Origin of the sequence: Hydrogenophaga sp. (assembly GCF_051007235.1) — a bacterium.
Lineage (GTDB): Bacteria > Pseudomonadota > Gammaproteobacteria > Burkholderiales > Burkholderiaceae_C > Hydrogenophaga.
On the sequence record NZ_JBPCSJ010000393.1, the window covers coordinates 1 to 4,554 of the forward strand.

The 4,554-nt window shown below is 67.9% G+C and carries 8 protein-coding genes; 2 read left to right on the forward strand and 6 right to left on the reverse strand.

All coding sequences use genetic code 11. The annotated features are described in order from the left end of the window. Positions 1–31: 31 nt before the first annotated feature. From ACR2JA_RS14010 to ACR2JA_RS14035, 6 genes are all read right to left on the reverse strand, one after another. Positions 32–322 carry a hypothetical protein gene (locus ACR2JA_RS14010; protein WP_434009695.1) on the reverse strand — a complete coding sequence of 97 codons (291 nt, stop codon included), beginning with the start codon at positions 320–322 and terminating at the stop codon, positions 32–34. Continuing rightward, on the reverse strand, positions 319–576 hold the full coding sequence (locus ACR2JA_RS14015; protein WP_434009696.1) for a hypothetical protein: 258 nt from the start codon (positions 574–576) through the stop codon (positions 319–321). Before ACR2JA_RS14015 ends, ACR2JA_RS14010 begins: the two co-directional genes overlap by 4 nt. Before the next feature lie 285 nt (positions 577–861). Further along, positions 862–2,271 carry a primase-helicase family protein gene (locus tag ACR2JA_RS14020; protein WP_434009697.1) on the reverse strand — a complete coding sequence of 470 codons (1,410 nt, stop codon included), beginning with the start codon at positions 2,269–2,271 and terminating at the stop codon, positions 862–864. Beyond that, positions 2,255–3,280: a toprim domain-containing protein gene (locus ACR2JA_RS14025; RefSeq protein WP_434009698.1), complete on the reverse strand. Its 1,026-nt coding sequence runs from the start codon at positions 3,278–3,280 to the stop codon at positions 2,255–2,257. Before ACR2JA_RS14025 ends, ACR2JA_RS14020 begins: the two co-directional genes overlap by 17 nt. Beyond that, entirely contained in the window at positions 3,277–3,546 is a 270-nt protein-coding gene (locus ACR2JA_RS14030) for a hypothetical protein (protein WP_434009699.1), read from the reverse strand. Before ACR2JA_RS14030 ends, ACR2JA_RS14025 begins: the two co-directional genes overlap by 4 nt. 101 nt (positions 3,547–3,647) lie before the next feature. After that, the gene (locus ACR2JA_RS14035) at positions 3,648–3,941 is read right to left on the reverse strand and encodes a CII family transcriptional regulator (RefSeq protein WP_434009700.1); all 294 of its coding nucleotides are present in this window, start codon (positions 3,939–3,941) and stop codon (positions 3,648–3,650) included. Here ACR2JA_RS14035 and ACR2JA_RS14040 point away from each other — a divergent pair. Together ACR2JA_RS14040 and ACR2JA_RS14045 are read left to right on the forward strand one after the other, a co-directional pair. Next, entirely contained in the window at positions 3,940–4,179 is a 240-nt protein-coding gene (locus tag ACR2JA_RS14040; RefSeq protein ID WP_434009701.1) for a hypothetical protein, read from the forward strand. The two genes, ACR2JA_RS14035 and ACR2JA_RS14040, sit on opposite strands and share 2 nt — an antisense overlap. 107 nt (positions 4,180–4,286) lie before the next feature. Next, on the forward strand, positions 4,287–4,499 hold the full coding sequence (locus ACR2JA_RS14045) for a hypothetical protein (protein WP_434009702.1): 213 nt from the start codon (positions 4,287–4,289) through the stop codon (positions 4,497–4,499). Positions 4,500–4,554: the final 55 nt, after the last annotated feature.

Here is a 4,554-nt window from a genome sequence, read left to right on the forward strand (position 1 = left end):
ACATAGTGCCGCGAGACCTCGCCCTGGCCCATCAGCGCCACGCCGTGCCCAGCAGCAGGCCCAGGGCCTGCCCGGCATCTTCCCGGGGCAGCGCCGGGGCGTAGACGGCGCGGCGGCGGCCGGTCGGGCCCACCACCTTGGCCACGGCCTCGATCACCCTGTCGCGGCGCAGGTTCCACAGGGTCTGGCGCACGGTGCGCTCGGGCAGCCCGGTGTGCCGCGCCAGGGCCTCGAAGTCACCCGCCAGGGGCAGGGCCTGCAGCAGCAGGCCGCGCGCCTCACCTGCAGGCCGGCCGATTCGGGTGGCTGGGGCTTCGCTCATGCGCCGGCCCGGCGTGCTGGCCTGTTCGCAGGTAGGGCAGGCATGGCAGGCAGGGCCGCAGCAACGGCCCCAGCGCGGCCCACAGGCTCACGGCTGCCGAACTCCCTCACCACGCCATCGGGGCAGGTTTCCTGCACCCAGAAGCCGCCCTGCCCCTTCATGGCCCGCTTGATGGTCTCGTCGGCCTGCTCACGGCCTACCAGCTCGCGGAACAGGTCAACGATCTCGGCGGTGGCCGGCATCAGCTTTCTCATCTCATCTCTCTTTTCCATAGCGTCAGGGGTTGGTTGCGCAAGAAGAAGATGGGTTGCGCGACGGTTGCGGGACACTTGCGGGATAAGTCATTGAAGTTGCGTGGGTTTAGGGAGAACGGGAGAAATTCATCGGCGATTCGATGAGTGAATGGCTGTCTCGCACACACGCGCACGCATGGGCAATCTCGGGAAAGTCGCGCAACTCAAGCAAGATCAACGATTTACAGCGCAACTGACGCGCAACCGTCGCGCAACCTGTCGCGCAACCACGCGCCACACCCGGGCTCATGTCGGCGCCCCGTCACTGCCGGCAAAGTCCCGCAGGTCGTCCTCGAAGCTCTCGACACAGGATCTGGCCCAGGCCCCCTCGGTCATGCCCTCGGGCGGCTGCACCTGACCCGGTAACCACATTCGCAGCCAGGCCCTACCGTTGACCGGTGTGTCCAGCTTCACGCCTTTGCAGCGCACCTTGCCACGCAGCACCTTCTCGACGCCCTTGGAAAACGTCACCTGGGGTGGCGGGAATCTCTCGCCGGTGTTCCTGCTCCAGCGGCTGAACGCCCGATACAGCTGCTCGGTGCTGCACACCCTCAGAGGGAGCGGGAGATAGCCACGCAACCAGTCGCGCGCGAATCGCTCGTGCGGCTTCAGGCCCAGCTCGATCAGGTCGGCCTTCGCGCGGGTCATGGGCGGGATGTCGTACTCGCTGAACGCGCCCATGTCCAGGTTCAGCAGGTAGTGCATGAACGCCTCGGCGCCACCCTGCGCCAGGCAGGCGGCCACGCGCTGGTACAGGCCCTGCTCATCGCGCGGCGGGGTGTAGACGACAAAGTAGCGCCGGTCCCCGACCTCGAGCGCCAGGGGCTGCTGCTCGTTGCTGAGGAACACCACATTGACGTGGTTGCTCTCGGTGCGCAGCGGCATCATCTTGGTGTTGATCTGGATCGTCTCGCCGGTGATAAAGGCCTTGAGCTTGTTCTTCTGGTGATACAGCTCCGCGCGAGCCACCACCTCGTCGCCGATCAGGAACAGCTTCTGACTGGCCCAGTCGTTGAACTTGTCCTCCAGCTGCTCCTGGCCGACGACCAGGGCGTACTGGCCGTAGATCTTGGCCACGATCTCGAAGAGCAGGTTCTTGCCCGCGCCCTGCGGGCCGTGGAAGACCAGGGCGCTGCGCATCTTGGTGCCGGGCCGCTGCAGCGGCAGCGCCAGCCAGCGCAGAGCCCAGGCCATGACGGCAGCCACTTCCTCAGCCGTGTCGGCGCTCTCGCTGCACAGGTAGCGCAGCAGCTCCAGGATGGGCGCGCAGTCGCCCTGGCGCGGCTGCATGGCGCAGCCGTTGAACAGGTTGATCTCAGGCGGCTCCAGCTCCTTGCCGGGCTCGAACACGATGTGCTCGGGGTTGACCATGCGCCGGCTGTCGCTGTTGAGCCAGGCTTTCACATAGTCCGAGCCGAACGCCAGGCGCAGCGCGTTCACGGCCACGATGCGGCGCTGGTCGTCGTCCCAAGCCGTGAGGGTGCCGTAGATCAGCACCATGTGCTGCATCAGCGTGTTCAGGCGCGCAAAGTCGAACGGCTTGTCGCCCTTGGGCTTGCGCTTCCTGGCCCCTCCCCCCTCCGTGGGCGCGCTCGCGCCTTCCGGTGGGGGTGGGAGGTTGTCAATCGCCACGACGTTGTCAGCAGGCACGCGCATGCTTGTTCTCCAGGGGTGCTGCCTGCGCAGCGTCGGCGGCCTGCACCGTGGCCATGACCGAGGCCATCAGCGCGGGCATGGCAGGCCGCAGCTGGCGGCGCACGCAGTTCAGCCCTTCGCGGGCCTGCAGGTCGTTGAAGTCTGTGTCCTTCTCGCGCCGGTTGGCCGGGCGGAAGATCGGGTAGATGTAGTCGGCCCGGCCCACAGCCTTGGCAGCAGCGACAGCCTTGTCGCGGCCCGGGTTGCCCTTGGTGCGGTAGTCGTCATCCGCACACATCAGGATGCGGTTGTCCGGGTACAGCGCGCGCAGCAGCTCGGCCACCGGCAGCAAGTTCCCGGCATCCAACGCCACGAACACCGGCAGCCGGCGCTGCACGGCCATGCGCAGGGTCAGGCCCGTGGCGTAGCCCTCGCAGATCAGCAGCGGCTCACCGGCCACCACCAGGCCCAGGCGCAGGCAGACCCCCGGCTTCTGAAAGCCCTTCGAGAAGCGCTTGGTGCCGTCCGGCCAGATCCGCTGCGTGGCCTTCAGCGCCTGCTCGCGCGGATGGTCGTAGCGCAGCAGCGGGATCACGATGCTGCCATCCGGCAGGTAGCGGCAGGCCTCGGCATCGACGCCTTTGCGCTTGAGGTACTCGCTCGTGCCCGTGCGGCTGGCGCTGGCCCACAGGTCGGCGGCGGTCATGGCAGCACGCTGCGCCTCGATCTCGCGCTGGGCGCGGTCGGCATCGGCCTGGGCCTGCCGACGCTGCAACAGGGCCTGGCGCTCGTCCTCCACAATACCCTTCCAGTCCACCTCGACGCGCCAGCGCTCCTGGCCTCGATGGTTGCCGAAGCTGCCCACGACGACCCACGTGCCGCTGTCGGTGCGCATCTCGCGCAGGCGGTACCAGTGCGCCTTCTTCGGGCCGAAGCGCCGCACCTTGCCAGAGGTGTCCAGCGGCATCGGCGGCGTATCCAGCCCGACGGCCAGCATCTGCCCCAGCACGTCCTGCTGGCCGTTGCTCACGCCTGCGGCTTCCTTGAAGCGGGCACCGAGCCGGTCATCGCCACCGCCAACGCCGCCCGCGCATCGCGCTCGGCCTGCCACTCGGCGGCCCGGGCATCGCAGTTGCGGGGGCGCACCAGGCCGCGGCGGGCCAGGTCGTCGGTGATGGAGTCAATGGAATGCAGGCGCATCGCCTCATCGCCATCACTGGCGGCGCCGCAGAGCCTGACGGCGTCCGGGTAAGGCAGGTGGCGCGACAGGCCCGTAGGCTGGTTCATCATCGTCATGGCTGGTGGTGCGCGGGCTTGCAACGCGCTTGGGTTGGGGTTGCGGGAACACTCACGGGAATCGGGAATTGCGCACGCGGCACCATGGGCACGATTGCCGATCAGCGCGCCGCGCGCCGCTGGTCGAGCTGGTGCCGGGCCAGGGTTTCCAGCGCACTCACATAGCTCTCGCTGAAATCGGGCTCGTCGTCTGGCTTCAGGCGCAGGCCCAGCGCGGCCAGCAGTTCGCAGGCGCGGCGCAGGCCGCTGTCGCTGGTGATCCAGCGGTTGATGGTGCTGTCGTCCACGCCCATGGCGTCGGCCATGCGGGTCTGGGTGCGCTCGGCAATCAGGCGCATCAGGTGCGCTTCGAGGTTGCGCGACTTCTGCGCGAACGACTGCGAGAGTTCAGTCATGACGACACCCACTCCACTGATCACAGCCAGCCTGCTGGCGGGCCAGCACATTGCCACCGCAGTGGCCGACGCCGAATGCTTCGATGCGGCGGCCCTGCTGCACCACGCCATGGCCGTGCAGGTGGCCACGCGCAACGATGCGGCGCGGCATCAGTTCTGCGCCGAGCTGGTGACGACGCTGCAGGTGCTGGCGCTGCAGGGCGCACCGGCCTGCGAGCGCCGCCTGGATGCGCACTGACACTTTGATGGACGAATCACGCATCAAGTGCCCCGGCGGGAAAAGGCGGGTGCCCCGCCTGGGTTACGCTGGACGTTCCCCAACGAACCAGCCCCAGGAGGGCACCCATGGAACAAAAACCGATCCCGGTAGACCAGGCCGCCCAAGCCCTGCACGAAGCACTGGGCGCCGTGCTCATTGCCCTGTGCGACACCATGCCCTTCGAGCAGAAGGACAAATTCGCCCACAACCTGGCCCGGCTGGCGCGCAATGCCGAAGCCCAGGGAAACACGATCCTGGAGACCGTGCTCATCGACCTGCACAACGCGGCAAGTCGCTGACCACCGCGCGCCGGGCCGCCAGCCAGGCGTCAAACCGCTTTTCGATGCGGGGCTG

Coding starts and splice junctions, on each gene's coding strand:
- ACR2JA_RS14010 (WP_434009695.1), bottom strand. CDS start 322: ATGAGCGAAGCCCCAGCCACCCGAATCGGCCGGCCTGCAGGTGAGGCG.
- ACR2JA_RS14030 (WP_434009699.1), bottom strand. CDS start 3,546: ATGACGATGATGAACCAGCCTACGGGCCTGTCGCGCCACCTGCCTTAC.
- ACR2JA_RS14020 (WP_434009697.1), bottom strand. CDS start 2,271: ATGCGCGTGCCTGCTGACAACGTCGTGGCGATTGACAACCTCCCACCC.
- ACR2JA_RS14015 (WP_434009696.1), bottom strand. CDS start 576: ATGAGAAAGCTGATGCCGGCCACCGCCGAGATCGTTGACCTGTTCCGC.
- ACR2JA_RS14045 (WP_434009702.1), top strand. CDS start 4,287: ATGGAACAAAAACCGATCCCGGTAGACCAGGCCGCCCAAGCCCTGCAC.
- ACR2JA_RS14035 (WP_434009700.1), bottom strand. CDS start 3,941: ATGACTGAACTCTCGCAGTCGTTCGCGCAGAAGTCGCGCAACCTCGAA.
- ACR2JA_RS14040 (WP_434009701.1), top strand. CDS start 3,940: ATGACGACACCCACTCCACTGATCACAGCCAGCCTGCTGGCGGGCCAG.